This is a genomic window from Kosmotoga arenicorallina S304, from assembly GCF_001636545.1.
In the GTDB taxonomy this organism is placed as follows: domain Bacteria; phylum Thermotogota; class Thermotogae; order Petrotogales; family Kosmotogaceae; genus Kosmotoga_B; species Kosmotoga_B arenicorallina.
In genome coordinates, this window is sequence record NZ_JFHK01000006.1 from 1 (window position 1) to 25,236 (window position 25,236).

Consider the following 25,236-nt stretch of genomic DNA (forward strand, 5'->3'; position numbering starts at 1 on the left):
GGCTTCGCCTTCAGCTTCTTCAACGTTTCCAGCACTTCCTGGCCTCTACCAAGCTCGCTCGCTGTGCCTACCATTACCCCGGTATCTCCTACCACTACCACGTCTACGTTTATCCCTATCTTCCTCAATATCGTCTGCAGGTCTTCCGCGCTATATCCTGCTGGCAGCTCTACAAAACTGTGTCCCCGCGGCTCTTCGGTAGCGGTTGCGGCGGATGTATCTTCGGGGGTTATATAATCGATGAATTTCTCTGCGCCATTTACCGATTCTGGTGTACCGAGAACAACAATTGAACCAGCAAAATCCATCAAGCTAACGTCGTATCCCAATTTGTTTAGAGTCTTTTCGAGTTCTACAACAGAAATCCCCAGAGGTATAGAGAGCAGTTTGTAAGTAAAGCCCGTTTTCTCTATTTTTTTAGCGAGATTTGAAAGAAGTGAGAGCGCTATGGCAACATCTTCCTCCTTACCGGTGATCACTATGGCATTTCCAACCGATGATAGTGTCAAATTAAATCCTGTTGACTCCAAAAGCGTTTCTACATTTTCGTAAGTAACCGATGGTGGAAGTTCATATATCTCTGTTCGTGTTTTTTCATACCTTTTCAAATAATCTACGAATTGAACGGCTCTATCGACATCATAAGCAGGTCCTATTAAGATTAGCCCAAAGGGGTAACTATCGAAGACGCTCACATTCAATTGCAAGGATCTGAGCTGTTCTTCAAGCTGTTCAGCTGAGTATTGAGATGAAGGGGGTATCAGTGCATATTTGCTTTCGGGTATCTCCGGTAAGCCTTTCAGGCTGTTGAGCAAACTCTGGAGCTTCTCCAGCTGCGAAGCCTCTCCGGTGGCAACAAGTCCACTGTCCGCTTCGTGGAGTGATATATCCAGGCCCAACTCTTTGATTATTTCAGACAAAACAGATGCTGATACCGGTGATGTAATAACCCGGGCCTCTTTAATCACAGAAGTGGCAGGGGTGCTTTCCGCTGTGGTGATTTCAGTGGCGGGAGCTTCAGATGTTACCCTGTCAACCAATCTCATCAGCGTATTTATTGAAGAGGGTTCACCATAAACCACGAAATTTCCGGGTACTTCCAGTAATTTCAGCTGAAGCTCAAAAGTATCTATTATGTTTTGAATTTCCTGAAAGCTGAGTTTCTTCTCGACAAAAGCAAAGCTTTTATCGGTAGACGATAATTCCTGATAGAGGCTCAAAAATGCCTTAATATCATCTTCTGTTCCTATTGCTACTATGCTGTCTGCAACGGGAACCAAACTTATATTATATGAAAAACTCAATACAAGGCTTTTGAGAGCTTCAAGGTCCACGCCTGGAATTTTATGCAAGACAGCATATCTCTCTGAAACTTTGTCTTTTTCTTCAATGTGCCTTCTTGAAATATCATTTATAGTGCTACGGGCTCGGTCAAGGGCATCAGGAAAGCCTATCGCAAGAATGCCCGTTGGAGATTTAACCAGTTCAACGCTGATACCCAATTTATTCAAAATGCTTTGAAAATCGCTGATGGAATCTTCAGAAATATCTACGAATTCATAAAGCATACTCTGCTGAGCTGTTTGAGTTGCAGAGCTTGTTTTCGCATATCCTGATTGTATCTGATTTAATAGGCTCTGGGCTTTCAATACATTGTCTCTGCTGCCGACAATTATATATTTGTTTTCAACCGGCAGGATATTCACGCTTATGCCAAGATTATCGAAAAGCCCTATCAGTTCTTGAACAGGTGGTATGTTCTCTACTGTTGAATAATAAGGGCTTTCTATTTCTCGAAGGCGTTTCACTTCATCTGTTATGCTCTCTGTGACATTTCTTGTGGCTATCACATAATAACCCGCATCTGCTGTGATTACCTTTACAGATGAAAACACTTCTTCACCGAGAAAGTCCTGGAAATACGTTTTAAACTTTTCCACATCCCAGCCCGGAATTGCGGAAATAAACACAGATGTGCGTTGCCCTGTTGTTTCGGAAGCCTTTAATCTCCCCTCGATTCCAGGCCGGATTTTTGATATAAAGCCCTTTACACGGTCGATATCTTCCTTGCTTCCTCTGACGATAAGCAGTTCGGCCGAATTTATATAGGTATAGTCAACCTGTTCTTTGAACATGGCATCGAGTAACTGATCTATTCCACCTTCATAAACAGAAACAGGGAGTTCGATAAACTCTTCAAGGGCGTCACTGAAAAGCTCCCTTTCATAACGACCCAGCTCTTCAAGAACGCTTTTCAAGACAGCCGAAGGCGCTTCGATATAGACCAGCCTGCCGGCTATGGACTCCACAGCGTAATCTTCGGGGTCAAACCCCTTTTTCTGAAAGGCCTTTTGCAAGAAACTCTGAACAACGTCGAAATCTTTTGATGATTTCAGCTGAATGAACTTCCCCTCTACATTATCGGGTGTTCCACCGCTGAACTCGGATATGAGATATTCAGCTACATCGATATTCCTTTTGATCCCCTTGATAATGTAGCCGCCTCTCTCCCCGAGAACTTCTATCTTAACCGAAGTCAGATTTTGAACGTGTTCCACTATCAAAGGATCAATGTATTTTGCCTGGATAATCCTGTAACCAATACTCTGAGCCTTTATGCTGATATCTGAAACAATTTCCTTCAAAAGTTCGATGTAGGCTTCCGGAATTCTGAAAGTCACTTTGCCTAACGTTTCAAAGGTTCTGTCGACATGAATCAATTCTTCCGGTATGTAACCCTTTAGCAATTCGACTATCGAATCGACGAGACTTACAGTACCAGCAGGAAGTTGCGTACTTGTGGCAGTTTCAGAGGTTTTTATCGCTATAGCATTATCCTTGGTCAAAACATCTTCGACAATCCGGAAATTCTCCGGCAAAGTTACCGTCAACTCTTTCAACATCGATTTCTCTGCTTCTGATTTTTTCGTTCCCGCATAGTTATCAAGGTATTCTTTAAGTCTCTCAACATTTCTTTTGTCACCAGCCAGTACAAAGCGATTCAACTCAGGAACCGATGTAATGGAGATTTTTCCATCAAAAAGCGCATCGTTGACCTTTTGGGCTATGTCGAGGAAATTGTTGAACAATTCCTTTAAGCTTTCTTCGACAACATACTCGGCTTTTACATAAGCGGAAGTGAGCAACCGGGAAATCAACATATGGGTTTCAAGATCACCAAAGGCGAGTATGGTGGATTCATTTGGTATATATTCAAGGAAAGCACTGACAGGCAATGCGGCCCTCAGTGTTTCAAGGTCGACTCCCTGTTCGATATCAACGCCTGTATATATCTTCCAGAAAGCATTGACAACTTTTTTGACCTCATCAGGGGTTCCGATGTAGAGAGTTCCGTCGGTGAAATATGCATAAGAAATTTCGTCTCCCAGAGATATAAAGATATTGCGGATAACATCTTCTGGATAAGTAGCGGTAAAGCCTATATTAAGCTGAAGATCTTTCACAGAAGGCGTAATGACATAAGAAAGGTCGAGAATTTCATCGCTCATGAGATATGCAATGGCTGATCCAAGTTTCATACCGAAGGTACTGAACCTATCAACAGTAACTTTTATGTTCGAACGCCAGAATCTTAGGGTTATGGAGTTTTCCTGCACAAGGATATCAGGCTCCTTTTTGGCTGGAACCAGAAGTGCCACGCTAATGGTGTACCTATCTCCAAGGTCGCGTGTCCAGAGACCTTCAACAGGTCCTGCTCTTAAGGGCAAATCCATGTTCTTTCCTTTCACGCCGTGAAGCGTTAAGGAGTAAATCGTTTTAGATGGGTTAGCTTCAAATTCATAATCAAATTCAGAAATGGTGCTCGTAAAGGTAAGTGCTATAAACGTCGATTGCTCATCCATGGAAGGAACGAGCGTCTTCAATGAATTTGGAAATAAAAGCACCGCGGCTGAAAGAACTAACAACATTACTAAGATTTTTTTCACTGGAATCACCCCGATCGATCTCTATTTTTTTTCTTCATAATTTCTTGCAATGGCAAAATCATTGGTATCCAGATCGTTAAGAAGCACAGCAAATTCTGTTATTCCATAAACCAGATATCTTGAAATATTGTCTCCTACACGGACCAATTTTTCGCCTTCTCCTGTTTCCAGAACAGCATATTCCACATTGTTTATTTTGAAATATCCCTTGTATGCAACAGTGGTTGCCTCAACACCGGCTTCCATCATCGATCTTATGACCAATGAAGAATCGGCCATCAAAGGCTGAAAATAGTCATTTATTTCAATGGGCTTTTCGAAATCGCTCAGATCGATATCGTGGCCAGAAGCCCCTTCTATATTGACTATGTTGATTTCCACAGGTTGAAGGACTACGTAAAACACGATGACAATTGCCAATATCGCAACTGAACTCACTACAAGCAGCAAAAATAGCTTTGCCATGTTATCCCCCTAAAAAAGGTTAGTTAACTCCACGTTCAAATTCAATTCTAACACAACGTTTGTGGGTAAATCAGTTTTCGGGACAATTGGAAAACCAAGGTTTGAACGAAGTTGTAGCTCTTTAATAAGAATCCTGGGATCGTTGAGCAATGCTTCGAGTATCAGCCTTACATCTTCAACAGATCCCTTTATTTTAATCCCCTCGTATAAGCCCGGTTCATTCTTTATTTCCAGGGCATTCATGAGAAGGTTCAGATTTCCCTTTTTTCTTAATGTCCCTATTACCGCATCTTTCGATCTTCTAAGAGCGTTTACGCTGTAATAAGTTCTCTCAAGTTCGTCCAGTTCGTTCAATAGCAAGGATAGGTCGTTGAAGTTTTTATACAGGGGCCATCCGACAAAAACAAAAGAACTGATGATAAAGGCACCAATAACTACTGCCCAGAAAAGCGTTCTTGGAATTCCTTTTTTTGTTAAAAAGCCCTGTTTCCTGGCCAGTTTCTTTTTGTAATTCTGGGAGACATAGACTACCGGGCCCTTTTCAATACCCGTTCTCCCGGATGATTGCGATTCCGATTCAAGCCTTTCAAAAAAATCCTCTAATTCTTTATTGTTTTTCTCGTCCATACTATTCACCCGATTCGAGTTTTATCAAGCTGAGCTTGTAAATGTCTGAGAAATCCATCGCTCCTATTTTCGACAGCAAATATCCTTCTGAATTTTCAAATGAAGTTTCCTGAACCTGCTCCATATCATATATGAGATAATAAAGCGCACTGCTTTTTTCCGAACTATATTCGATCTTTGTAATAAGCTTTTTTTCAGCTGTTGAGCTTTCTAAAATTTCCTGCAAGTCTTTGAAGAATTTCAGCTCTTTACGTTTTTCCATAAGATATTTGTCCAGCTCTTTTAACTGCCTTGTGAGTTTTGCCTGTTCAATTATCAGTTCGCTTTTCTTGTCAGAAATGGTCCTGGCATCAATCCCGGGCACCCCTTGAAGGGAAAGGTTCAATTGCTCAAAGAGGGGGCTCTTGATAATTTCCAGTTGTCTCATCCTGCTTCGGAAGACATTCATAACCAGCATGTTTCCAAGCAAAGCTATTATCAGAACAAAAGCCAGAAAGATGACAAGATATAATAATCTAACTTTCCGCTTTTTTGAGTGTAAGTTTACCATTACCAAGAAATTCACCACCCATCTTCAGCATTCCAAGGCTATTGAGGGAAACAGGTAAATCACGAGCCTCAATGGGTAAGTCGTGGACTGCTGATCCCTCCAGCAAGTTTTCGAAGGTCTTCTTGTAAATCGCCGTAGACAGACCGGATTGAGCTACTACAAAGAATTTTTTGAAAGATAGTTCGTCAGCTGAAACGGTATTTGGCGAATTGGAAAGCGTATTAGTAATATACATTCTCAATTGATAATTGATCATATTCCTTAACGTATTTGAGGCTTCTTCAACAAAAGCCTGGTCAATCATATCGCTGAATTGAATGAAGTCCTTTTTCATTTTTTCTTCTGGGTAGCTTTCATCAGTCGAAATAGCCGAAAGAAGAGATCCAAATCCTTCTGTCACATGATTCGTTGCGACAATCTCTCCAAATTTGATAGCCATGAGTATAGAGTAATCTAAATCTGCAAAGAAGAGAAAGGAGAACCCCTCAAAGAGTTTTTTCTTCACCAGGCTGAATAACGGAAAGGGTTTTACCGTTATTATATCGGGCTCAGGGAAACCTCTCTTTGAGAGTTTATCCAGGAACTCGCTAAGATATTTTTGCCTTGTAATGGCAAAGCTCGGTGTAATGCCTTCGTTTATGGCCTTCAAACTATTCAGAGGTTTTACGATTACTTCATCCGGGGAAAGGGAAAATTGTGTGGCGGTCTTAAAATTAGCAACCCTCAAAAGATTCTTGTAATCCTTCACCATTGGCACTTCGATATGCTGGAATACCACATTCTCAGGTGAAATTGCCACCACAAAAACCTCATCTATGGGTAGCGTGTTGTGCTTAAAAAATTCTCTGGAAGCCTCTTCCAGAGCGTTCTTTCCAAAATGCAACGCGCTGAATACAGGCGTGATGCCCCGTCTTGAAATAATTGCCCTTACGATTTCAACGTATGAGGAATCAAAATTCAGCACCGTTATGAAATTATCAAACAACATAATCCCCCCGCTTAATAACTCAAATTCCCCGTAACAGGCAAAATCGACATTGTGGAGCCGTCAGTAAAAGTAAAGATCGTTGACCCCAGCTCAACAAAGAAACTCCCCTTCTCGGTAAAGCCGGCAATTAAAAGCTCGTTTCTGTTAAATGGTAGCTTATCTATAAATTCACCAGTTGAAGCGATGATTTTCCTGTTACTGTAATACAATTTGATTCTGCGCGATTCCACAATCGCAGATTGTCGGATCTTTTCCAAAAAGGCATCTATTTTGAATTTTGCAGCTCTAATCCTAAAATTCTCTGCGAGTAAGGTAGTGGCTACCGTAAATACCGCTATGCTCAATGAAAAAACGAGAAGATAAACGAGCAATTCAGCGATTGTCACCAGTGTCAACCCCCAACACTCTGCTCCAGGGTGAAAATGGTGTTGTACATGGTATATGCAAGAAATCCGATAAAGCCACCGATAAAAATGATCATAAGAGGTTCAACAAGAGAAACCAGCTTTTTCAATGCAGTGGAGACCTGAGCATGGTAAAACTCAGATACCTTGAACATCACTTCGTCGAGTTTTCCTGTCTCTTCCCCTGTGTTTATCATACTAACAACAATGGAAGGAAATATCCTCTGCTTTTCTATAGCATTCTTTATTGTTTCTCCAGTTTTGATATCTTCAATTGCCAAAGTCATTCCACGGATTATCTTGGTACTTTCCGATACTTCAGCGGAAAGTTGTAGAGCAGTGGGCAGGTCAACGCCACTCGCAACCAGAACTGCAAGAGTTCTGCTGAAGCGTTCGAGCGCTGACATTTCCCTTAATTTTCTCACAGGCGGGAGTAAAGATCCCAAAAAATCTTTCAGTAGCCTGCCGTATTTTGTCTTCATGAAAATCTTAAAACCTGCAAAAGCGCCCACTAACGTTAGAATGACAGCCAGCCAGTGGTTTTTTAAAAGTTTGTTTGCAGATACTAAAAGCCCCATCACGCCAGTAGGTGTGAAATTACCTCCGAAGGCACTTATCAGGTTGGGAAGGATAAAGAGCACTATAACGCTCACTATACCAACTGCAAAGGCCATCATGAAGAGAGGGTAAGACATAGCGGATTTCACCTGATTTTCCAGATCGACCATGCTTTCATAGAAGTCCGAAATTCTCTGAAGAGTTTCATCAAGCACACCGCCTGCCTCGCCTGCTTTGACAAGATTTATAAAAAGGGAATCAAAAACTCGAGATCTTTCCAGGGCTTCACTGAGAGTCATTCCGCCTTCAATTGCGAGCACCACTTCAATTATCTTCTTTCTGAACCGGTTACTAAAAACCGTCTGGACTGAAAGTACCTGCAATGCATCTCTTATACGCACGCCGGATGCAATCATAGTAGAAAGCTGCCTTGAAAAAAGGCTTATCTCCTTTGTTGAAATGGGGAAAAATGTTTTACCCGCTCCTCCAGTGGCCGTCTTCGAAAGAGGCTTAATTGAAGTTACTATAAATCCTTGCCTGTTGAGGAGCTCAAGGGCTTCGAGCTTTGAACTCGCTGAAATCTTCCCCTTTTCGCTTTTTCCAGAAGAGTTGATCACTTCATACCTGAATTCAGGCACTACCATCACCTCTTGTAGCTAAAAGACACGTAACATAAGCTTGAATGGAATTCGCAAAGAAACCATTGCCCGATTTCGGCTTTAAGTTGAACTTCGATCTTTCTATGCCAAGCGCTTTTGCTATGCTTTCGGTGATTTTTTCAAGATAAGGTAAAAGCCTTATTTTTTCTACTATCACAACGCTATCTATATTCACGATTTCAAAATCACCACTCAATATTTCCGAACACAGATATTCCAGAAATTCGAGACTTCTTCTATTCAAATTTTCGAAATTTTCTGGAAAAAACATCCCGATGTTCCCCTTGCCAGATGCTCCAAGCACGGCATCTACAATCGCGTGAACCAAAGCATCGCCATCGGAATGTCCTTCAGCGTAATAGAGGTCAGAGACCTTAATGCCGCCAACATACAATCCCTTATTTCCCTGCTTTAGCGGATGGATATCGTATCCAATACCTGTCCGATACATCTCAAATCAACCTGATCGGCATTATGATATACAGATATCCTTCCACATCAACGGGATTCATTTGAAGAGGGCTGTTCGAATCAACAAAATTCAGTTCCACTTCTTCTGTGTCGATTTTTTTAATGGAATCTGCCAGAAACCTCGGGTTGAAGGCTATGAGAATGTCATCTCCCTCTTTCTTGACATCGAATTCCTCAGTAGATTCGCCGTGTTCGGGGCTCTTGGCTATAAGTTTGATGCTCTGGTCCTTCAATTCTATTTTGACAGATTCACTTCCCAATCTCGCGGCAATTGATGCTCTGCGCACAGCATCACTGAGCACAACGGTGTTTGCTATTACTCTTGTTTTGAAAGCCTTTGGCAGAACTTTTCGATAATCGGGGAATTCTGCATCCACAACTCTGGCAATCATTTCTATGCCATCAAAGTAAAATCCCACTTTAGCTCCATCATAGACTATCCTGAGATCATCCGAGAGAGCTGTTTTGATACTTGATTGAAGATCTTTCATGCTTTTTAGTGTGAGAAGGAATCTATCCTCAATATCCGTTTCGATTTTCTCCTCAGCAAGAGCAAGTCTGAATCCATCAGCAGCGACCAACCTGAGATATCCACCTTGAATCTCCCAGTATACTCCGTTCAGGTTTCTCATGAACTCATCCTTTGCGGCACAAAAGATGACACGGTCTATCATTAATTCAAGAACAGTTACAGATGTCTCTATTTCTATACCACCGTGCGTGGGTTCAATTTCAGGGAACTGGTCTGGGGAAATTGTTGGAAGCACAAATTTACTCTTTTCCATTCTCACAATCAAATTGTTATCCTGAAGTTCAAAAATAATTTCACCTGAGGGAAGATTTCTTATGACTTCAAGGATGACCTTCGCTTCTACCACAAAAGCGCCTTCGCCATCTATATGCACAGGTGTCGTGACCGCTTTTATAGCGGTTTCAAGATCTGTGGCAAGCAATTCAATCTTTCCTTCGGCGGTTGTCCTAAAAAGAACACCGGAAAGCACTGGTTTCACGCTTTTTTGAGCGACGGCGTTGGCAACTGATTCAAGCCGGCTGAATATCTCTCCTCTTTCAATGGAAAATCTCATCAGGCCACCTCCTGCACTTGTCTTTCTTTATATTTTACCGCATTTTACCATATAATATGAAATGGTGGTGATTATGAATATTGTAAAATTCGAAAAAGTATCAGATTCCAGAGAAGCTATTATGCTTCAAAAGCAGCTTAAATCCCAGCTGATATTGGATCTTCCTAAAGCCTTTGAATTGAGAACAGTCGCGGGTGTAGATGTATCTTTTCCAGAACCGGGAATGGGGCTTTGTGTAATAATTGTGCTCTCTGCCACCACCCTTGAAATCATTGAACTTGCCCATCACTTTATGAAAGTGGAATTCCCATACATTTCCGGTCTTCTTTCTTTCAGGGAAGGGCCTATATTCCTGGAAACACATGCCAAAATAAATAGCCAACCCGACCTATATTTCTTCGATGGACAGGGAACAGCCCACCCGAGAGGTCTGGGTCTGGCTTCACACATGGGCTTGCTTCTGGGGAAACCCAGTGTCGGGATAGCCAAATCTCATCTGTTCGGAAGTTACGAAAACCCCGGGCTTGATAAAGGTCAATGGTCTCCAATAAAGGATCACACAGGGAATATAATAGGAGCTGTTCTTAGAACGCGTACAGGGAAAAAGCCTGTTTTTGTTTCGCCGGGGCATTTGATAGATATAAAGCACTCAATCGAGCTAACGCTGAAATTCACTACGAAGTACCGCATCCCTGAGCCAACCAGGTTGGCACATATCTGGACCCAAAAATTGAAAAGGACTATCTCAATCTGAAATACACAATGGATGCTGCACCTTTGATGCCAGCATCTTCAACGAGTTCGCTTAAAGCAATCTCAAAAGTGTCCCAAAAAGATTCCATTACATAGCTTTTGATCTTTTTTTCAATTTTTTCAAGAAGATAGTTTCCTGCTCGGCTTACGCCGCCACCGATAATAACAACGTTGGGATTGAAAATGTGAACAAATCCAGCAATGCCAACAGCGAGAGCTCTGGTTGCTCTCTCGACCACCAGCTCTGCCAATTCATCACCGGATTTCGCTGAATCAAAAACGGCTTTGGCGGTAATTTCTTCATTGGCAAAAACACTGGAACGCGGATACCTTTTCCTGTATTCAATAACCAGCCTTACAATAGAGGTCGCTGAGGCCAGTGCTTCAAGGCAACCATGAGAACCACAACCACAAAGAGGGCCGTCGGGTTCAATTATCACATGTCCCAGTTCGCCGCCAAAACCTTTACTTCCCGTTATCAACTCCCCGCGTGAGATAACACCTCCGCCAACACCGGTACCCAGAGTCAATGCAACTATGTTAGGAGCTCCTTTGAATTTTCCAAAGGCCCATTCTCCGAGGGCAAAAGCGTTGGCATCATTTTCAATGTAAGCCTTAAAGCCTGTCAACTCTTCGAGTTTTTCCGCGAGGGGAACGTTTTTCCAATCCTGAAAGTTAGGTGAAAAAATGACAACTCCTTTTTCGCGGTCTATTGACCCGGGAGAGCCAACTCCGATTCCCAAAATATCGTTCCTCATGCCTTTTTCATCAACTAATTCATTGACTTTTTGAGCAATTCTCCTTATTACATCGTTACTTCCCTTTGAAACCTGCGTTGGAATGATCGCTTTTTCAACAATATGGCCATCATGATCTATGATCCCGATTTTTGTTTCTGTTCCACCGAGATCGATTCCTACCACGTAACTGCTCATTTCAAGCCCCTTTCAATATCTATTTTTGTGCATATCGATTAAATCCAAAAATTCTTCGTTATCCGAAGTTGAACGCAGTTTTTCCATAATGGTGGTCAATCCTTCTTCTTCACCGAGAGAAGAGACCATACGACGTAATATCCAGACCTTTTTGAGAATTTCCGTAGGTAGCAAAAGTTCTTCCTTTCTTGTTCCAGAGAGATTTAGATTTATCGCCGGGAAAATTCGCTTGTTTGCCAATTGTCTTGACAATACCAATTCCATGTTGCCAGTCCCTTTGAACTCTTCAAAAATTACCTCATCCATCTTGCTCCCGGTTTCAACAAGAGCTGTTGAGATTATCGTAAGGCTTCCGCCCTCTTCTATATTTCGTGCTGCTCCAAAGAAATATTTCGGTTTATAGAGCGCTGAGGGATCTACGCCCCCGCTGAGTAATTTGCCACTTGGGGGAACATACAGGTTATAGGCTCTTGCCAGCCTTGTAATACTATCCAGAAGCACCACGACATCATAACCGAATTCGACCATCCTCTTTGACATTTCAATGGTCATTTCAGCTACTCTAATCTGCTTCTCAGGGTGCATATCGAAGGGAGCGGCTATCACATAGGCATCAGTTGATCTCCTGAGATCGGTTACTTCTTCAGGCCTTTCATCAATCAGGAGAATAATCCTCACCGTTTCCGGGTGATTGCTAGCGATACCATTTGCTATTTCTTTGAGAAGAGTTGTTTTCCCGGCTTTTGGCGGCGCGACTATAAGCCCCCTCTGACCTTTGCCAACCGGAGAAAAAAGATCAATTATCCTCGTGCTTACGATTTCCTTTTCAGTCTCAAGAATAAACCTCTCATTTGGATATATAGGGGTGAGGTTCTGGAAGCTTATCCTTTCAGAAGCCATATTGACGGGTTTCTGATTTATTGCTTCAATCCTCAGCAACGCAAAATATTTTTCGCCCTCTTTTGGCTTCCTTATTTGGCCTGCTACCCAATCTCCGGTGGTGAGATTGAATCTCCGTATCTGCGATTGGCTGACATAGATATCATTTGGGCTTGGCAAAAGGTTGTTTTCAAGGGTTCTGAGAAATCCATAGCCATTTTCAGTAACCTCAAGGATCCCGTGGTCGAAGAAATAGCCATAAGATTCCGTCTGAGCTTTGAGAATGGCAAAAATGAGCTCCTTTTTCGCCATCTGGGTATAGCCTGCGATTTCATATTTGCGTGCCAGTTTGTAGATTTCCCTGATGGGCATCTTCTGAAGTTGAGAAATATCAATTTCCACTTCACGGATGGTATCTTTTACCTTGTTGTTTTCTGCGGTTTCTGCTTGCGTTTCCTGGGAAGATGTCGGGGGTGTTTCTGACTGACTGGCAACGGGAGAAGTTTCCTCTTTTTCTGTCTTTTTCTTTTCATCGACAACCTTTGATTGCTCTGATGTTGATGTTGCTTGTTCGTTTTCAGCTGGTTCTGATGCTTTTTTTCTTCTGGGACTCAATTTAGTTGGCGCACAATTTTGCGCCATCCCTCCTTCCCTGAAATAAATTGGGGTAAGAACGTCTTGGAAAGAATTTCATTGTAGTAATTCATGTATAATATATCACTTTTAGCTGCTAAAAGCAAAAACAATCGAAGAGGAAAAATGGCTACCCGAAGGTAGCCATCAATTTTCTTCGGCATTCGCCTCTTTCTCGGGTTTTACAAGCTGGAGTATAGATACCTCTGCGGCATCTCCTCTGCGGTGTCCTACCTTGACTATTCTGGTGTAGCCACCGTTCCTGTCCAGATAGCCAACTGCTATCTCATCACAGATCTTCTTGACGAGTTTCCTGTCTCCAAAATGCCTGTTAATCTCTCTCCGCAACGCAACATTTCTTGACTTGAGTGTTAGAACCTCTGGATCTGCTTCGCCCTTTTCTGCGATTTGCCTAGCACAGAGAGCGGCTTCTTTGGCTTTTGTAATTATCGATTCAACAAAGGGCTTTACAACTTTTGCTTTTGTGGTTGTAGTCATAACAGTACCGTGTTCAAAGACCTCTCTGGCTAAATTTCTCATCAAAGCTACGCGCTGGCTATGAGGCCTGTTTAATTTTTTCTTATTATTTCTATGCCGCATGCTTAGACCTCCTCGATCATTCTTTCTTTAGCGTAAGATTGAATTTTTCCTTGAGCTGTTTCTTTACCTCTTCCATGGATTTCTCTCCAAAATTCCTGATTTTCAAGAGATCAGCTTCCGAACGATTGGTAAGATCTCCAATGGTATTTATTTTATCCCTTTTCAGACAGTTCAGGGATCTGACAGACAGCTCAAGCTCTTCTATCTTCCTGGAAAGGACGGAATCTGTTTCAGGTTCCTCTATGATGTCCTGTTGTTTTGGCTCTTCGGGCACGAGCAATTCAGTGTCCCCCAGGAAAGACTCTATGGTTTGTGGTTCCTGGCTGAGACTATTTGCAACAACCTCAAAGTGTTTGGTGAGAATATCGGTGGCTTTCAATAGAGCTTCTGAGGGCTTTATTGATTTCTTTGTCCACACTTCAAGTATTAATTTGTCGTAGTCCGTTCTTTTTCCTACACGAACATTTTCAGAAATGAAATTCACCTTCAAGACGGGACTAAAAATTCCATCTATGTATATCATCTCAACGTCCTGCTCCACTTCCATTTCTGATACAGGAACAAAGCCTTTGCCGATCTCCGCAAAGAGCTCCATGTAAACCTCTGCTTCTTCATTCAAAGTGGCGATATATTGTGTCGGGTTCACCACTTCCACACCCGTTGGTGTCCTGATGTCAGCCGCGGTAAGCACTCCAGGTCCTTTCTTATCGACCACGAGCTTCACGGGATCAGAAAATTCGAGAGCGGGTTTCAACTGCACTTTCTTCAAATTGAGGATTATTTCAAGAATGTCTTCCTTCACGCCCTCAATGACATCGTACTCATGATACTTATTTGGTATCTTCAACCTGGTTATTGCCATACTGGGAATCGAAGAGAGCAGAACCCTTCTAAGAGCGTTCCCGATAGTAACCGCGTAGCCCCTTTCCATAGGGGAAAGTATGAATTTTTCGTAATAACTGTTCGCATCTTCCTTACTCTCTTCAATCTTCAATGTTTTAGGCATTACAAATCCAATCATCTAAAGGCCCAGTATAGGGCTCACACCTCCTTTCAAGAAGGTAACATATACCTCCATTACTTCGAATAGAGCTCAATGATAGACTGCAGATCGACAGGGATTTCAACTTCTTCTCTGTTCGGGAATCTGACGAAGGTTCCCCTCGCTGCTTCAAAGTCGATTTCCAGCCATGGAGGTGTGGTTCTATCCTGCGCAGCTTCCATAGCTTCTTTCACAGGGACAATATCTTTGCTCTTTTCTTTGAGCTCGACAATGTCACCCGGTTTCAGGAGATAAGAAGCCTTATTGACTTTTCTCCCATTTACAAGCACATGGCCGTGGTTGACAAGCTGGCGCGCCTGTCTTCTGCTTGAGGCGAAACCCATTCTGAACACCGCATTGTCCAGTCTTGATTCAAGCAGCTTTATAAGAGCAGAGCCAGTTTCTTCCGCTTTTCTTGAAGCGATATCGAAATATCTTCTGAATTGTTTTTCCAATAACCCATACATCCTTTTGAGCGCCTGTTTTGATCTCAACTGCATACCGTATTGTGTCAGCTTTCTGGTGGCTGCTCCGTGCTGTCCCGGCGCGAAGGGTCTCTTCACCTGTGCGCACTTTGGGCTGAAACAGCGCTCGCCTTTAAGATAGAGCTTAAAGCCTTCGCGTCTGCAAATCTTACATACTGATCCGGTGTATCTGGCCATCCATTTCCCTCCTCAACTTATACTCTGCGTCTTCTTCTGGGCCTGCACCCATTGTGGGGGATTGGGGTAATGTCCTTAATTGAATCGATTGTTAATCCAGCAGCTTGAACAGTCCTGATAGCTGCTTCTCTTCCCGATCCAGGCCCTTTCACTTCAACGGATACTCTTGTGATACCCATTTTCAATGCCTCTTTGGCGATCTGGTCAGCTGCAAGCTGAGCTGCATAAGGTGTGGACTTTTTTGAACCAGAGTATCCAACAGTGCCTCCCGAACCCCAAAGGATTGTGTTTCCATCGGGATCCGTCAATGTAATGATAGTGTTGTTAAAGGTCGATTTTATGTGCATTACGGCTCGATCAATACTTAGCTTCTTTCTCTTTTTGGTGGTTGTTCTTTTCCTTTTGGCCATCTACGAACCTCCTTATTACTTCTTTTTGATTCTGCTGGCCCTGGGGCCTTTTCTTGTACGTGCATTCGAGTGCGTCTTCTGGCCTCTAACAGGAAGCCCGGCTCTGTGCCTTACACCCCGGTAGCAGTTGATTTCGATGAGCCTTTTGATGTTTCTGTCGAGCTCCTGTCTGAGTTCACCTTCCACCTTGTAATGGTCAGTGATATACTTGGAAATCTTACTTATTTCCTCGTCTGAGAGCTCTTTGACTCTCTTCTCGCCATTGATTTCTGTGCCTTGAAGTATTTCCTTTGCCCTGCTGGGACCAATTCCGTATATATAGGTCAATGCAACGTGTACTTTCTTGCTGTTGGGCAATTCAACACCAACAATACGTGCCATTCAGCGTTCCCTCCTTAACCCTGTCTCTGGTTATGTTTAGGGTTCTTTTCACAAATTACCCATACTCTACCTTTTCGTTTGATTACTTTACAATGTTCGCATCTTTTTTTGACTGATGCCCTGACTTTCATTTCTGTTCTCCTCCCTTGTTTATCTTTTTTCTGTATACAATTCTGCCTTTGTTTAAATCATAGATGGACACTTCTATAACAACGCGATCTCCAGGGATCAGTCTTATGAAATTCTTTCTCATTCTCCCTGAGATATGAGCAAGAATTACGTGCCCATTTTCAAGCTCTACCTTAAAAGTAGCGTTAGGCATCGACTCCAGTACTACACCTTCCATTTTTATGACATCGTTCTTATCAGCCATAAATACACCTCACAGCCTGGAAAGAATCCTTGATCCTTCCGCTTCGATAACAATCGTATGCTCAAAATGAGCCGCTTTGGTACCATCCTTTGTGACCACTGTCCACCCATCGGGAAGAACTGCGGTTTCAAAATGACCTTGAGAGATCATTGGCTCAATTGCCAGGGTCATGCCAGGCTGGATAACAATTCCGGTTCCTTTTACTCCATAATTGGGAATCTGTGGATCTTCATGAAGCCTTTTGCCAACTCCATGTCCTACATAGTCCCTGATTACGGAGAACCCTGCACTTTCAACAAAAGCCTGTATCGCATGGCCTATATCGCCTATGCGATTTCCCGGTTTAGCCTGTTCGATGCCAAGATCCAGCGATTTTTCGGTTACTTCCACAAGTTTTTTGCCCTCTTCGGTCTCGAAGTCGTCAACAACAAAGGTTCTGGCTGCATCGCCAAAGTAGCCGTCTTTCAAAACGCCACAGTCAACAGAAACCAGGTCCCCCCTTTTCAACACCTTTTCAGATGTGGGGAAACCATGGATAATCTCGTTGTTAACAGACACACAAAGACTATAGGGATAATTGTTATATCCCTTGAATGCGGGAATCGCGTTTCTTTTAAGTATATGCTCTGTGGCGATTCTCTCAAGATCATAAGCAGAAACTCCGTCAGTTATGAACCGACCTATCAATTCCAGTACTTCAGCTACGATTTTAGCAGAAAACTCAATTTTAAGAATTTCCTCTTTTGATTTCAGTCTGATCATATCACATATTCTCCAAAGATTCAAAGAGATCCTTCGTAACCTCTTCCAGAGTCCTTGATCCATCTATGGTTTTAAGGATCCCGGTTCTACGATAATATTCCAAAACCGGTGCTGTCTTTTCTGTGTATATTCGATATCTTTCCCTTACGGTGTGAGGTAAGTCGTCTTTTCTCTGAATGAGTTCAATTCCACAATCATCGCAAAGATTATCCTGCGCGGGTTTAAGAGTAAGTAAATTGTAAACCCTACCACAGGATGGGCAAACCCTTCTGCTGGATATTCTCCTGACAACCTCTTCCTCTGTGGAAGTTATCAACACAACGGCATCCAGGCTTTTGCCAAGTTCCTGCAGAATTTCATCTAATTTTTCTGCCTGAGCTACCGTTCGCGGATAACCATCCAGAATGAATCCCTTTAAGGCATCTCCTTTTTGGAGCCTTTCTCTTACGATCTCAAACATAAGCTCATCAGGAACAAGCAGGCCTTCCTCAAGAATGTGAGCGACCTTTTTTCCAAGGTCGGTGCCAGCAGCCACGGCTTCTCTCAACATATCGCCCGTTGATATGTGAGGAATGTTGAATTTATTAGAAATAACCTTTGCCTGCGTTCCTTTACCGGCTCCGGGAGGGCCCATCAATACCAGATTCATTCTGTCATCTCCTTCCACGCAATCTGCCTTTTTTAACGAACCCTTCATAGTGCCTTACTATGAGGTGGGATTCGATTTGCTGGAGGATATCAAGAGCGACACCTACTGCGATCAATGTGGATGTACCACCAATGACAATCTGTATTCCGATGAAGCTCTGGATTACAGAAGGCAGCAAAGCAATTATCACAAGGAAAACAGCGCCCATAAAAGTAACTCTTGTGAGAACTCTTGTTATATATTGTTCAGTTGGATAACCCGGTCTGATACCCGGGATAAATCCACCATAATTCTTTATGTTGTTGGAAACTTCCTTTACATCAAAAACCAGTGTACTGTAGAAATAAGTGAAGAAAAATACCATCGACCCGTATAGGATGAGATAAAGGGGCGATGAATATCCGAAGAGCCTCGATAGAATATTTCCCTGGGGCAACATGCTCCCGATCATCTGTGGCAGGGTCATAATAGCAGCTGCAAAGATTATGGGGATAACACCACCCTGATTGACCTTTATGGGAATGTGTGTTGAAACACCACCATATACCCTTCGGCCCGATACCCTTCTTGCATATTGAACATCGATTTTCCTCTCGCCAAGCTGGATGTAAATAACTCCGACGATAGTTGCAACGGAAATTGCGACTAACACAAGCCATTGAAGCGGTGTTAGGGCGACAGCTGCTTCGGCAATGTAAGTGGGGTATCTGGAAACAATACCCGCAAAAATCAAGACGGAAATACCATTGCCAATACCCTTCTCTGTAATCCTTTCACCCAGCCAGAGCAGGAACATAGTACCGCCCATCAAAGAGACGGTGGCAAGTAGCACAAAGAGCATCCTGCTGGGGATTGCAATGATTCCCTGATTTGACAAAGCAAGAGAAAGCAGAAAAGCCTGCATAGCCGCAAGGAAGATGGTCAAATATCTCGTGTATTTCGCGTATTTCTTTCTTCCTTCTTCGCCTTCTCTGAGCATTTCCTTCAAGCTCGGTACAACAGATGTCAATAACTGGAGCATGATTGAGGCGTTAATATATGGCGTAACGCTCAAAGCGAAAAGAGAAAAATTCTTAAGCGCTCCACCGGTAAAAACGTCAAAAAATCCTATGAAACCGCCCGCAGCTCCGGTTGATATTCCGGAAAAGTAACTTGCCCATGCCTGGATATTGATGCCAGGTATGGGAATGTAAATCCCCAGCCTGAAAATGGCCAGGGCAAAAAAGGTAAAGATAATTCTGTCTCTGAGTTCAGGAATTTTAAAGGCGTTTCGAAGTGCTTTCCACACTTCAGATCACCTCGGCTTTTCCACCGGAAGCCTCTATCTTCTCCTTCGCTGAGGTGCTGAACGCATGCGCCTTGACTACCAAAGCCTTTGTGAGTTCGCCCCTGCCGAGAATTTTGAGACCGTCCTTGAGGTTTTTTATCACTTTCATCTGAAGGAGCACTTCTGGTGTGATTTCACTTCCGGCTTCAAATCTTTCTTCAAGCTGTGAGAGGTTCACAACAACGTATTCCTTCGAATTTCTATTTTTAAACCCTTTAATTGGTACTCTTCTGTAAAGAGGAGTTTGACCGCCCTCAAAGTACGGTTTCACTTTTCCTGTTCCTCTTCCCTGGCCCTTATGACCACGCGTGGCTGTTTTGCCTTTTCCTGAGCCGACACCTCTACCAACGCGCTTGCTTCTTTTCTTTGCTCCAGGAAGAGGTCCAAATTCCTTGTCGCCCAACATGAACGCCATTCAATCTACCCCCTTCAATCTTCTATTTCTTCAACACTCAGGAGATGTTCTATGCTTCTGATCATTCCCCTGATTTGCGGGCTATCTTCGTGTACTACTTCGCTGTTTACTTTCCCTAATCCGAGGGCCTTAACCGTTCGGCGCTGTCGATAACTGAAACCGATAACGCTTTTCTTCAACCTGATTTTGAGTTTCTTTGCCATCATTAACCCTCCTCAGAAACCCCATTGAAGACTTCCTTAACGGAGATGTCTCTGAGCTTCGCGTAGTCTTTGGGCGATTTGAGCTCTAAAAGGCCATTGAGTGTCGCCCGTGCCAGATTTACGATGTTGGTTGAGCCAAGAGCTTTTGTCAGGATGTTCTTCACACCTGCCAGTTCAACAACGGCTCTAACACCGGCACTTGCAATTATACCAGTTCCAGGCCCAGCGGGTTTCAACATAACCTTAGAAGCATCCTGATGCCCAACTACTTCATGGGGAATTGTGTCCTTTATTACGGGAACTTCAACAACGTTCTTCTTCGCGTTGATAAGCGCTTTCCTGATGGCTGTGGGTACTTCTCTTGCACTTCCTATACCGAGTCCTACTTTTCCAGCTTTGTTCCCAACAACAGCTGTCACTCTGAAAGAAAGGTTTTTTCCACCTGCCACGACTTTTGTAACTCTCTTTATCTGTACTATTCTTTCTTCGAATTCTTTTTCTTCGATACTTTTTTCGATGTTCTTAACCTCTGGCATCGACTGCACCTCCTCAGAACTTCAACCCGGCTTCTCTTGCTGCATCAGCCAGGGCCTTCACTCTACCATGAAACTTGAAGCCACCTCTGTCAAATACTATGCTGGAGATGCCCTTATCAAGAGCTCTTTTGGCTATGAGCTTTCCCACTTCTGCTGCGGCTTCTTTGTTCCAGGTCTTTTGAAGTTTTTCTCTCAATTCTTTGTCGATGGTTGAAGCGGAAACAATTGTCCTGCCAACTACATCATCTATGATTTGCGCATAGATATGCTTTTCGCTTCTGTAAACTGCAAGTCTTGGCCTTTCAGCTGTTCCGCTGATTTTGGCTCTAACACGCATATGGCGTTTCTTTCTCATTACTTTTCTATCTCTGCGTTTAATCACCTGCATCTGCCTCCCTTCAGGATTAGACTTTCTTACCAACCTTGGTTCTCACATACTCACCCTTGTATCTGATACCTTTTCCAGAGTAAACGATAGGTTCTCTCCAGCGGCGAATATTTGCAGCCACCTGCCCAACAAGGTACTTATTGATGCCTTTAACCACAATCGCGTTGGGCGCTGGAACCTCAAAGGTGATCCCTTCTGGTGGTTCTACTTCCACAGGGTGAGCAAAGCCCAGGTTCATAACGAGTTTCTTACCCTGAAGTTGGGCTCTGTAACCAACACCGATTATCTCCAGTTCTTTCTGATATCCCTGCGTTACACCAACAACCATATTCCTCACCAAAGACCAGTAAGTACCACAGAACATGGCAATTTTTCTGTGATCGCTTTTTCTTCTGACAATATCGGTGTTAGGCAAAACCCAAAGGCCGTCTTCGCGCATTTCAAACTTCACATATGGCAGAAAGCTCTCTTTGAGCTCGCCCTTGGGTCCTTTGACCGTAACTGTGTCTTCTGAAATTTTTATTTCAACACCCTTGGGGATTTCTATTGGCTTTTTAATCAACCTTGACATTCAAATCCCTCCTATTACCATACATAGCAAATGACTTCGCCGCCAACGCCAGCTTTTCTCGCGTCCTTGTCGGTGATGACACCATGAGAAGTGCTTACAATAGCAATTCCCATACCAGATTTCACCTTTGGCAGCTCGTCTTTGCCGACATAAATACGTCTTCCGGGCTTTGAAACCCTTACTATACCACTGATAACTCTTTGCCTGTTTCTTCTATCACCTTTGTACTTAAGAAACACCTTGAGAATTCCTTGCTTTCCGTCTTCAATGTATTTGTAGTCTTCGATATACCCTTCTTTTTTAAGAATATCCAAAACTGCGCGCTTCAAATTTGAAGCGGGTAGATCGACACTTTCCTTCATAGCAGCGTTAGCATTCCTGATTCTTGTGAGCATGTCGGCTATGGGGTCACTCCACATTTTACGTCCCTCCTCACCAGCTTGCCTTTTTTACACCGGGGAGTTTACCCTCAGAGGCGAGCTTTCTAAAACAAACCCTGCAGAGTCCGAATTCTCTATATACAGCCCTCGGTCTACCACAAAGATGGCATCTATTATACTTTCTGACTTTGAACTTGGGTTCTCTTTTCCACTTGGCAATCATTGATTTCTTCGCCATGTTCTACCTCCTTAACCCATTCTTTTAAAGGGCATTCCAAGAAGTTTCAGGAGTTCTCTTCCTTCTTCGTTTGTCTTGGCTGTTGTAACAATAATCACATCCATGCCCTGAATTCTCCTGACCTGGTCAGGTTTAAGTTCCGGGAAAATCAGCTGCTCAGGAAGCCCCAGAGCATAATTCCCGCGCCCGTCAAAGCTATCAGGATCGACACCCCTGAAGTCTCTGAGTTTTGGGAGAACTATATTGATCAGCTTGTAGAGGAAATTGTACATCCTTGCGCCTCTAAGCGTTACCTTGACTCCTAAAGGCATGCCCTCTCTGATTTTAAAATTAGCAATACTTCTTTTAGCCCTGGTAATAACAGGTTTCTGCCCAGCAATTGCATTGAGTTCCTTCGCATGTGTTTCGATGAGATCTGCGTTCTTAGAACCTTCACCGATACCCATGTTTACAACAATTTTGACAATCCTTGGCACCTGATGAATGTTCTTGTAATCAAAAGTTTTCATCATGGAAGGAACGACTTCTTTTTCATACTTCTCTTTTAACGGCACGTAGTTGTATGTCATTCACTATTCCTCCCCTGTCATACCTTGTCAATGATTTCTCCGCATTTCTTGCAAACGCGGACCTTTTCTCCACTTTCCAAAATGCGGTGTCCTACACGGGTTGGCTTATCGCAATTCGGGCAAACAAGCATAACTTTGCTGGCGTAGATGGGTGCTTCTCTTTCTATAATTCCACCTTCTCGATACTGGTTAGTGGGTCTCTGATGTCTCTTGGTGAAATTTACGCCCTGAACAATCACTTTGCCTTCTCTGGGGATTACCCGTAAGACTTTTCCTATTTTGCCCTTGTCTTTTCCAGAAATAACTTTTACATTATCTTCTTTCTTTATTCTCATCGCCATGTGCATCACTCCTCACCAAACCTCTTGAGCCAGGGAAGCTATTTTGGAAAAGCCCCTGTCCCTTATTTCGCGTGCAACAGGGCCGAAGACGCGTGTCCCCTTCGGTTGGTTTTGCTTGTCGATGATGACAGCTGCATTGTCGTCAAAGCGGATATAAGTTCCATCGGGTCTTCTTATCTCCTTTTTAGTCCTGACGACAACAGCCCTAACTATATCGCCCTTTTTGATGTCGGTATTGGGTACAGCTTCCCTTACAGAGGCAACGATTATATCACCAATGCTTCCGGCCTTTCTTTTGAATCCGCCGGATACCTGGATAACCTTTATGAGTTTCGCGCCGGAATTATCGGCAACTCTCAGATAAGATTCAAGCTGAATCATTCTACGTCACCTCCGGGGTTATTTTCAACGACCTCGGGAGTTTCGGTTTTTTCTTCGCCAAATTCGGTCTTCCTTACAATTCTTGTAACAACGAACTTTTTGGTTTTGCTGTATGGTTTGCTTTCTTCGATCTCAACCATATCGCCAATGTTGCAGATGTTTTCAGCATCGTGCGCATGGTACTTCTTTGAACGCTTTATGGTTTTTCCATAAAGGGGGTGAGCGAATATCCTTTCGACATTGACCACTACGGTCTTATCCATTTTATTGCTTACTACGGTTCCAATGAGTCTTTTCTTAGGCATAGCCGTTACCTCCTTATTCCGAGCTCGCGACCGCGGAGGATTGTTTTGATCCTTGCAATATCTCTCTTTACGAGCGTTATCTGAGAGTGGTTCTGCAATTTGTTCATTTCAAGCTGAAATCTCAAATCCAGGAGTTTTCTCTTCAGGTCATCAAGCATCTGCTTGAGCTCTTCATCAGTGTATTTCTGAAGTTCAACAGCCTTCATTAGAGCTCACCTCCTATATGGTACTTCGGAACTATTTTAGTTCGAATCGGAAGCTTGGTTGCTGCGTAGGCCAGCGCCTCCTTTGCCAGTTCGTCGCTAACTCCAGCGATCTCGAACATTATTCTCCCGGGCTTGACGACGGATACCCAACCTTCAACGTCGCCCTTTCCTTTACCCATTCTTACTCCTATGCCTTTTGAGGTGATGGGTTTATCCGGGAAGATTCTTATCCAGACTTTACCGTTTCTTTTGAGTGTCCTCATAATAGCAATACGACATGCTTCTATTTGTTGTGCAGTAATCCAGTGGGGTTCAAGGGCTTTCAGGCCCCAGTCTCCAAAGTGTACCAGCGTCCCTCCTTTGGCTTTTCCCCTCATCTTGCCTCTCTGCTGTTTCCTGTATTTTACTCTCTTGGGCATCAACATTACGAAATACCTCCCCTCTTGGGTTCAAGCTCAGTTCCTGATGTCGCCTTTGTATATCCAGACCTTGACACCGATTATGCCCATTTTGGTCATGGCAGTGGTGTACCCGTAATCGATGTCAGACCTCAACGTCTGGAGAGGAAGTCTTCCTTCAAGGTACCATTCGGTTCTCGCAATATCAGCACCATTGAGCCTTCCGGAAACCATTATTTTAATGCCTTTGGCACCTTTTCTCATGGCAGTGAATATGGCACGCTTCATGGCCCTTTTGTAGGAAGCTCTCTTTTCAATTCTTGCGGCAATATCTTCAGCTACTAGTATCGCATCTATCTCGGGTGTTTTGACTTCCTCTATGTTAAGCTGAAATTGCCGTGTGATCAATTTTTCGAGTTTTGATCTTAGGGCTTTGACCTCAACACCTTTTCTACCAATGATCACACCGGGCCTGGCACATTTGATTGTGATTGATACTTTGCCAGTTTCCGGGCGTTCTATGTAAATATCGGAAACACCAGCTGCGTGATAGTTTTTCTTGATAAATTCACGAATTTTAACGTCTTCAACAAGATATTCCTTGTAGTTCTTTTCATTAATCCAGCGAGCTTTCCAGTCCTTGGTTATACCAAGTCTGAAACCATAAGGATGTACTTTCTGACCCACTTAGTTGTCACCTCGCTCCTGAGGAATTGTAAGTTCCTTTTCCTTTTCGCGGTCTTTAACTACGAGCCTGATGTGGCTGAACCTCTTCAACAGAATGTCCGCCCTGCCCCTTCCGCGGGTCCAGAGCCTTTTCATTCTTGGGCCATCTTCGACAACAGCTTCGCTCACGTAGAGGTTGTCAACATCGAGGCCGAAGTTATTCTCCGCATTTGCGACCGCAGATCTTAACACTTTATAGACAAGTCTTGCGGCCTTTTTAGGGGAGAATTCGAGAATCTGGAAGGCTTCTCCCACATTTTTGCCCCTTATCGCGTTAACGACGTCGCGGGCTTTTAGAGGGGAAATCCTCAAATATTTCGCAACTGCTCTGGCCTCTATCACCGGAGTGGAGGCTTTGCTTTCCTTTCGCTGTTTATGAAATACTGATCGTTTTGGTCTTGGCGTGTTTTCGGGCATTT

General features: G+C 43.3%; 37 protein-coding genes. 1 reads left to right on the forward strand and 36 read right to left on the reverse strand.

The annotated features are described in order from the left end of the window. The 9 genes from AT15_RS04970 to dnaN all read right to left on the reverse strand — a co-directional run. On the reverse strand, positions 1-3,947 hold a 3,947-nt coding region (locus tag AT15_RS04970), incomplete at its 3' end, for a hypothetical protein (protein WP_153019709.1). A 21-nt stretch (positions 3,948-3,968) separates the two neighbouring features. Further along, complete coding sequence (locus AT15_RS04975) at positions 3,969-4,412, reverse strand: hypothetical protein (protein ID WP_068346991.1); 444 nt, start codon at positions 4,410-4,412, stop codon at positions 3,969-3,971. A 9-nt stretch (positions 4,413-4,421) separates the two neighbouring features. Beyond that, positions 4,422-5,039, reverse strand: a complete 618-nt coding sequence (locus AT15_RS04980) for a hypothetical protein (RefSeq protein ID WP_068346994.1) — start codon at positions 5,037-5,039, stop codon at positions 4,422-4,424. 1 nt (position 5,040) lies between these two features. Continuing rightward, positions 5,041-5,589, reverse strand: a complete 549-nt coding sequence (locus tag AT15_RS04985; RefSeq protein ID WP_153019710.1) for a hypothetical protein — start codon at positions 5,587-5,589, stop codon at positions 5,041-5,043. Then, the gene (locus tag AT15_RS04990; protein WP_068346997.1) at positions 5,555-6,574 is read right to left on the reverse strand and encodes a hypothetical protein; all 1,020 of its coding nucleotides are present in this window, start codon (positions 6,572-6,574) and stop codon (positions 5,555-5,557) included. The genes AT15_RS04985 and AT15_RS04990 overlap by 35 nt, the downstream gene beginning before the upstream one ends. A 14-nt stretch (positions 6,575-6,588) precedes the next feature. Next, on the reverse strand, positions 6,589-6,963 hold the full coding sequence (locus AT15_RS04995) for a hypothetical protein (RefSeq protein WP_068346999.1): 375 nt from the start codon (positions 6,961-6,963) through the stop codon (positions 6,589-6,591). 5 nt (positions 6,964-6,968) lie between these two features. Further along, positions 6,969-8,177: a type II secretion system F family protein gene (locus AT15_RS05000; protein WP_068347001.1), complete on the reverse strand. Its 1,209-nt coding sequence runs from the start codon at positions 8,175-8,177 to the stop codon at positions 6,969-6,971. Continuing rightward, positions 8,170-8,649 carry a 2-C-methyl-D-erythritol 2,4-cyclodiphosphate synthase gene (locus AT15_RS05005; protein ID WP_068347004.1) on the reverse strand — a complete coding sequence of 160 codons (480 nt, stop codon included), beginning with the start codon at positions 8,647-8,649 and terminating at the stop codon, positions 8,170-8,172. The genes AT15_RS05000 and AT15_RS05005 overlap by 8 nt, the downstream gene beginning before the upstream one ends. 1 nt (position 8,650) lies before the next feature. Next, positions 8,651-9,754, reverse strand: a complete 1,104-nt coding sequence (gene dnaN, locus AT15_RS05010) for a DNA polymerase III subunit beta (RefSeq protein ID WP_068347006.1) — start codon at positions 9,752-9,754, stop codon at positions 8,651-8,653. Positions 9,755-9,827: 73 nt separating this feature from the next. Here dnaN and nfi point away from each other — a divergent pair, with 73 nt between their 5' ends. After that, positions 9,828-10,508: an endonuclease V gene (gene nfi / locus AT15_RS05015; protein ID WP_068347008.1), complete on the forward strand. Its 681-nt coding sequence runs from the start codon at positions 9,828-9,830 to the stop codon at positions 10,506-10,508. On the opposite strand, the gene AT15_RS05020 is transcribed toward nfi, so the two are convergent. The 27 genes from AT15_RS05020 to rplV all read right to left on the reverse strand — a co-directional run bounded on the left by AT15_RS05020 (position 10,495) and on the right by rplV (position 25,234). Beyond that, complete coding sequence (locus tag AT15_RS05020) at positions 10,495-11,442, reverse strand: ROK family glucokinase (protein WP_068347010.1); 948 nt, start codon at positions 11,440-11,442, stop codon at positions 10,495-10,497. The genes nfi and AT15_RS05020 overlap by 14 nt on opposite strands. Before the next feature lie 12 nt (positions 11,443-11,454). Then, positions 11,455-12,963: a transcription termination factor Rho gene (gene rho, locus AT15_RS05025; RefSeq protein ID WP_323749066.1), complete on the reverse strand. Its 1,509-nt coding sequence runs from the start codon at positions 12,961-12,963 to the stop codon at positions 11,455-11,457. A gap of 138 nt (positions 12,964-13,101) precedes the next feature. Further along, a complete protein-coding gene (gene rplQ, locus AT15_RS05035; protein WP_068347014.1) occupies positions 13,102-13,554 on the reverse strand; it encodes a 50S ribosomal protein L17 in 453 nt (150 codons plus the stop codon). Between the two features lie 16 nt (positions 13,555-13,570). Further along, positions 13,571-14,575 (reverse strand): DNA-directed RNA polymerase subunit alpha, encoded by a 1,005-nt coding sequence (locus AT15_RS05040; RefSeq protein WP_068347017.1) that lies wholly within the window; start codon positions 14,573-14,575, stop codon positions 13,571-13,573. A 56-nt stretch (positions 14,576-14,631) separates the two neighbouring features. Further along, on the reverse strand, positions 14,632-15,258 hold the full coding sequence (gene rpsD / locus AT15_RS05045) for a 30S ribosomal protein S4 (RefSeq protein ID WP_068347019.1): 627 nt from the start codon (positions 15,256-15,258) through the stop codon (positions 14,632-14,634). Between the two features lie 17 nt (positions 15,259-15,275). Beyond that, the gene (gene rpsK / locus AT15_RS05050; protein ID WP_068347022.1) at positions 15,276-15,668 is read right to left on the reverse strand and encodes a 30S ribosomal protein S11; all 393 of its coding nucleotides are present in this window, start codon (positions 15,666-15,668) and stop codon (positions 15,276-15,278) included. Positions 15,669-15,683: 15 nt separating this feature from the next. Continuing rightward, positions 15,684-16,049, reverse strand: a complete 366-nt coding sequence (gene rpsM, locus AT15_RS05055; protein WP_068347025.1) for a 30S ribosomal protein S13 — start codon at positions 16,047-16,049, stop codon at positions 15,684-15,686. A gap of 14 nt (positions 16,050-16,063) precedes the next feature. Then, positions 16,064-16,180 (reverse strand): 50S ribosomal protein L36, encoded by a 117-nt coding sequence (rpmJ, locus tag AT15_RS05060; RefSeq protein ID WP_068347028.1) that lies wholly within the window; start codon positions 16,178-16,180, stop codon positions 16,064-16,066. Further along, positions 16,177-16,422: a translation initiation factor IF-1 gene (gene infA / locus AT15_RS05065; protein ID WP_068347031.1), complete on the reverse strand. Its 246-nt coding sequence runs from the start codon at positions 16,420-16,422 to the stop codon at positions 16,177-16,179. Before infA ends, rpmJ begins: the two co-directional genes overlap by 4 nt. A 9-nt stretch (positions 16,423-16,431) precedes the next feature. Further along, positions 16,432-17,184, reverse strand: coding sequence for a type I methionyl aminopeptidase (gene map / locus AT15_RS05070; RefSeq protein ID WP_068347032.1), 753 nt, complete (start codon positions 17,182-17,184; stop codon positions 16,432-16,434). A gap of 1 nt (position 17,185) precedes the next feature. Beyond that, the gene (locus tag AT15_RS05075; RefSeq protein WP_068347035.1) at positions 17,186-17,833 is read right to left on the reverse strand and encodes an adenylate kinase; all 648 of its coding nucleotides are present in this window, start codon (positions 17,831-17,833) and stop codon (positions 17,186-17,188) included. A gap of 4 nt (positions 17,834-17,837) precedes the next feature. Then, positions 17,838-19,121 (reverse strand): preprotein translocase subunit SecY, encoded by a 1,284-nt coding sequence (gene secY, locus AT15_RS05080; protein ID WP_068347038.1) that lies wholly within the window; start codon positions 19,119-19,121, stop codon positions 17,838-17,840. 1 nt (position 19,122) lies between these two features. Next, positions 19,123-19,575, reverse strand: coding sequence for a 50S ribosomal protein L15 (gene rplO / locus AT15_RS05085; RefSeq protein WP_084251506.1), 453 nt, complete (start codon positions 19,573-19,575; stop codon positions 19,123-19,125). A gap of 14 nt (positions 19,576-19,589) precedes the next feature. Next, entirely contained in the window at positions 19,590-19,778 is a 189-nt protein-coding gene (gene rpmD / locus AT15_RS05090; RefSeq protein WP_068347042.1) for a 50S ribosomal protein L30, read from the reverse strand. Between the two features lie 2 nt (positions 19,779-19,780). After that, entirely contained in the window at positions 19,781-20,314 is a 534-nt protein-coding gene (rpsE, locus tag AT15_RS05095) for a 30S ribosomal protein S5 (protein ID WP_068347045.1), read from the reverse strand. 13 nt (positions 20,315-20,327) lie between these two features. Beyond that, complete coding sequence (gene rplR, locus AT15_RS05100) at positions 20,328-20,669, reverse strand: 50S ribosomal protein L18 (protein ID WP_268766427.1); 342 nt, start codon at positions 20,667-20,669, stop codon at positions 20,328-20,330. Positions 20,670-20,718: 49 nt separating this feature from the next. Beyond that, a complete protein-coding gene (gene rplF, locus AT15_RS05105) occupies positions 20,719-21,273 on the reverse strand; it encodes a 50S ribosomal protein L6 (RefSeq protein WP_068347048.1) in 555 nt (184 codons plus the stop codon). A 14-nt stretch (positions 21,274-21,287) separates the two neighbouring features. Next, entirely contained in the window at positions 21,288-21,692 is a 405-nt protein-coding gene (gene rpsH / locus AT15_RS05110) for a 30S ribosomal protein S8 (RefSeq protein WP_068347050.1), read from the reverse strand. A gap of 13 nt (positions 21,693-21,705) precedes the next feature. Further along, positions 21,706-21,891: a type Z 30S ribosomal protein S14 gene (locus AT15_RS05115; RefSeq protein ID WP_047755035.1), complete on the reverse strand. Its 186-nt coding sequence runs from the start codon at positions 21,889-21,891 to the stop codon at positions 21,706-21,708. An 11-nt stretch (positions 21,892-21,902) separates the two neighbouring features. Beyond that, positions 21,903-22,460, reverse strand: a complete 558-nt coding sequence (gene rplE / locus AT15_RS05120) for a 50S ribosomal protein L5 (RefSeq protein ID WP_068347054.1) — start codon at positions 22,458-22,460, stop codon at positions 21,903-21,905. 17 nt (positions 22,461-22,477) lie between these two features. After that, positions 22,478-22,801: a 50S ribosomal protein L24 gene (gene rplX, locus AT15_RS05125; protein WP_068347056.1), complete on the reverse strand. Its 324-nt coding sequence runs from the start codon at positions 22,799-22,801 to the stop codon at positions 22,478-22,480. Between the two features lie 12 nt (positions 22,802-22,813). Further along, on the reverse strand, positions 22,814-23,182 hold the full coding sequence (rplN, locus tag AT15_RS05130) for a 50S ribosomal protein L14 (protein ID WP_068347061.1): 369 nt from the start codon (positions 23,180-23,182) through the stop codon (positions 22,814-22,816). After that, the gene (rpsQ, locus tag AT15_RS05135) at positions 23,179-23,487 is read right to left on the reverse strand and encodes a 30S ribosomal protein S17 (protein WP_068347064.1); all 309 of its coding nucleotides are present in this window, start codon (positions 23,485-23,487) and stop codon (positions 23,179-23,181) included. The genes rplN and rpsQ overlap by 4 nt, the downstream gene beginning before the upstream one ends. Before the next feature lie 5 nt (positions 23,488-23,492). After that, positions 23,493-23,693, reverse strand: coding sequence for a 50S ribosomal protein L29 (rpmC, locus tag AT15_RS05140; protein ID WP_068347066.1), 201 nt, complete (start codon positions 23,691-23,693; stop codon positions 23,493-23,495). Beyond that, on the reverse strand, positions 23,693-24,118 hold the full coding sequence (gene rplP / locus AT15_RS05145; protein WP_068347068.1) for a 50S ribosomal protein L16: 426 nt from the start codon (positions 24,116-24,118) through the stop codon (positions 23,693-23,695). Before rplP ends, rpmC begins: the two co-directional genes overlap by 1 nt. A gap of 30 nt (positions 24,119-24,148) precedes the next feature. Further along, positions 24,149-24,778 carry a 30S ribosomal protein S3 gene (gene rpsC / locus AT15_RS05150; protein ID WP_068347070.1) on the reverse strand — a complete coding sequence of 210 codons (630 nt, stop codon included), beginning with the start codon at positions 24,776-24,778 and terminating at the stop codon, positions 24,149-24,151. Further along, on the reverse strand, positions 24,779-25,234 hold the full coding sequence (rplV, locus tag AT15_RS05155) for a 50S ribosomal protein L22 (RefSeq protein ID WP_068347072.1): 456 nt from the start codon (positions 25,232-25,234) through the stop codon (positions 24,779-24,781). Positions 25,235-25,236 lie beyond the last annotated feature (2 nt).

What these genes read in the sequence shown, in the direction of transcription:
- AT15_RS04975 (WP_068346991.1), bottom strand. Translation starts at nt 4,412, where the DNA reads ATGGCAAAGCTATTTTTGCTGCTTGTAGTGAGTTCAGTTGCGATATTG.
- AT15_RS04980 (WP_068346994.1), bottom strand. Translation starts at nt 5,039, where the DNA reads ATGGACGAGAAAAACAATAAAGAATTAGAGGATTTTTTTGAAAGGCTT.
- AT15_RS04985 (WP_153019710.1), bottom strand. Translation starts at nt 5,589, where the DNA reads ATGGTAAACTTACACTCAAAAAAGCGGAAAGTTAGATTATTATATCTT.
- AT15_RS05005 (WP_068347004.1), bottom strand. Translation starts at nt 8,649, where the DNA reads ATGTATCGGACAGGTATTGGATACGATATCCATCCGCTAAAGCAGGGA.
- dnaN (WP_068347006.1), bottom strand. Translation starts at nt 9,754, where the DNA reads ATGAGATTTTCCATTGAAAGAGGAGAGATATTCAGCCGGCTTGAATCA.
- nfi (WP_068347008.1), top strand. Translation starts at nt 9,828, where the DNA reads ATGAATATTGTAAAATTCGAAAAAGTATCAGATTCCAGAGAAGCTATT.
- AT15_RS05020 (WP_068347010.1), bottom strand. Translation starts at nt 11,442, where the DNA reads ATGAGCAGTTACGTGGTAGGAATCGATCTCGGTGGAACAGAAACAAAA.
- rho (WP_323749066.1), bottom strand. Translation starts at nt 12,963, where the DNA reads ATGGCGCAAAATTGTGCGCCAACTAAATTGAGTCCCAGAAGAAAAAAA.
- rplQ (WP_068347014.1), bottom strand. Translation starts at nt 13,554, where the DNA reads ATGCGGCATAGAAATAATAAGAAAAAATTAAACAGGCCTCATAGCCAG.
- AT15_RS05040 (WP_068347017.1), bottom strand. Translation starts at nt 14,575, where the DNA reads ATGATTGGATTTGTAATGCCTAAAACATTGAAGATTGAAGAGAGTAAG.
- rpsD (WP_068347019.1), bottom strand. Translation starts at nt 15,258, where the DNA reads ATGGCCAGATACACCGGATCAGTATGTAAGATTTGCAGACGCGAAGGC.
- rpsK (WP_068347022.1), bottom strand. Translation starts at nt 15,668, where the DNA reads ATGGCCAAAAGGAAAAGAACAACCACCAAAAAGAGAAAGAAGCTAAGT.
- rpsM (WP_068347025.1), bottom strand. Translation starts at nt 16,049, where the DNA reads ATGGCACGTATTGTTGGTGTTGAATTGCCCAACAGCAAGAAAGTACAC.
- rpmJ (WP_068347028.1), bottom strand. Translation starts at nt 16,180, where the DNA reads ATGAAAGTCAGGGCATCAGTCAAAAAAAGATGCGAACATTGTAAAGTA.
- infA (WP_068347031.1), bottom strand. Translation starts at nt 16,422, where the DNA reads ATGGCTGATAAGAACGATGTCATAAAAATGGAAGGTGTAGTACTGGAG.
- map (WP_068347032.1), bottom strand. Translation starts at nt 17,184, where the DNA reads ATGATCAGACTGAAATCAAAAGAGGAAATTCTTAAAATTGAGTTTTCT.
- AT15_RS05075 (WP_068347035.1), bottom strand. Translation starts at nt 17,833, where the DNA reads ATGAATCTGGTATTGATGGGCCCTCCCGGAGCCGGTAAAGGAACGCAG.
- rplO (WP_084251506.1), bottom strand. Translation starts at nt 19,575, where the DNA reads ATGGCGTTCATGTTGGGCGACAAGGAATTTGGACCTCTTCCTGGAGCA.
- rpmD (WP_068347042.1), bottom strand. Translation starts at nt 19,778, where the DNA reads ATGGCAAAGAAACTCAAAATCAGGTTGAAGAAAAGCGTTATCGGTTTC.
- rpsE (WP_068347045.1), bottom strand. Translation starts at nt 20,314, where the DNA reads ATGCCAGAGGTTAAGAACATCGAAAAAAGTATCGAAGAAAAAGAATTC.
- rplR (WP_268766427.1), bottom strand. Translation starts at nt 20,669, where the DNA reads ATGAGAAAGAAACGCCATATGCGTGTTAGAGCCAAAATCAGCGGAACA.
- rplF (WP_068347048.1), bottom strand. Translation starts at nt 21,273, where the DNA reads ATGTCAAGGTTGATTAAAAAGCCAATAGAAATCCCCAAGGGTGTTGAA.
- rpsH (WP_068347050.1), bottom strand. Translation starts at nt 21,692, where the DNA reads ATGTGGAGTGACCCCATAGCCGACATGCTCACAAGAATCAGGAATGCT.
- AT15_RS05115 (WP_047755035.1), bottom strand. Translation starts at nt 21,891, where the DNA reads ATGGCGAAGAAATCAATGATTGCCAAGTGGAAAAGAGAACCCAAGTTC.
- rplE (WP_068347054.1), bottom strand. Translation starts at nt 22,460, where the DNA reads ATGACATACAACTACGTGCCGTTAAAAGAGAAGTATGAAAAAGAAGTC.
- rplX (WP_068347056.1), bottom strand. Translation starts at nt 22,801, where the DNA reads ATGGCGATGAGAATAAAGAAAGAAGATAATGTAAAAGTTATTTCTGGA.
- rplN (WP_068347061.1), bottom strand. Translation starts at nt 23,182, where the DNA reads ATGATTCAGCTTGAATCTTATCTGAGAGTTGCCGATAATTCCGGCGCG.
- rpsQ (WP_068347064.1), bottom strand. Translation starts at nt 23,487, where the DNA reads ATGCCTAAGAAAAGACTCATTGGAACCGTAGTAAGCAATAAAATGGAT.
- rpmC (WP_068347066.1), bottom strand. Translation starts at nt 23,693, where the DNA reads ATGAAGGCTGTTGAACTTCAGAAATACACTGATGAAGAGCTCAAGCAG.
- rplP (WP_068347068.1), bottom strand. Translation starts at nt 24,118, where the DNA reads ATGTTGATGCCCAAGAGAGTAAAATACAGGAAACAGCAGAGAGGCAAG.
- rplV (WP_068347072.1), bottom strand. Translation starts at nt 25,234, where the DNA reads ATGCCCGAAAACACGCCAAGACCAAAACGATCAGTATTTCATAAACAG.